Source organism: Arthrobacter sp. JCM 19049 (assembly GCF_001310435.1).
In genome coordinates this window covers 1-625 of the sequence record NZ_BAXF01000878.1, presented here as the reverse complement: position 1 = coordinate 625, position 625 = coordinate 1, and the positions used below count along the sequence as shown (strand labels likewise).

The following is a 625-nucleotide window of genomic DNA, read 5'->3' as shown; positions in this document are numbered from 1 at the left end:
GTGCCCATGGCCCCACCCAGCTGCTGCAGCGTGGAGAGCACGGCCGAACCGTGCGAATGCAGGTGGTGCGGCAGCGGGTTCAGCGCGGTGGTGAACGCCGGGGTGAAGATCAGCGCCATGCCCAGGCTCATCACCAGGTGCATCACCACCAGCAGCCAGACCGGGGTCTGCGCGTCAAGGACCAGCGCGTAGCCCAGCAGCACCGCGGTCAGGATCACCCCGCCGGGCACCAGCAGCGGCCGGGCACCGACCTTGTCGAACAGCCGGCCCACGAACGGGGCCAGCAGACCCATCAACAGCCCGCCGGGCAGCATGATCAGCCGGTGGCCAGCGTGTCCAGGCCCAGCACCGAGGTGAAGAACATCGGCAGCAGGATGATGACCCGAACAGGGCCACCATGGCAAAGACCATCAGCAGCAGCGAAAGCGTGAAGGCCGGTAGGTGAACGAACGCAGGTCCAGCAGCGCCGCATCGCGTTGCTGCAGGCGGGCCTGCAGCAGAGTGAAGGTCACCAGGCAGAGCACCGCCACCACCAGCACGGTGGCGTTCACGGCGTTCAGCCCGCGGCCGAGAGCCGGCTCAGCCCGTACACCAGGCCGCCGAAGCCCGGCAAGGCCAACAGCAG

General features: G+C 68.5%; 1 protein-coding gene and 1 pseudogene. Both read right to left on the bottom strand.

Annotated elements, in window-relative coordinates; all coding sequences use genetic code 11:
* On the bottom strand, positions 1–314 hold a 314-nt coding region (locus JCM19049_RS16875), incomplete at its 3' end, for an MFS transporter (RefSeq protein WP_279403491.1).
* A gap of 96 nt (positions 315–410) precedes the next feature.
* Positions 411–625 (bottom strand): annotated as a pseudogene (locus tag JCM19049_RS21665) (hypothetical protein); the annotation flags it as partial.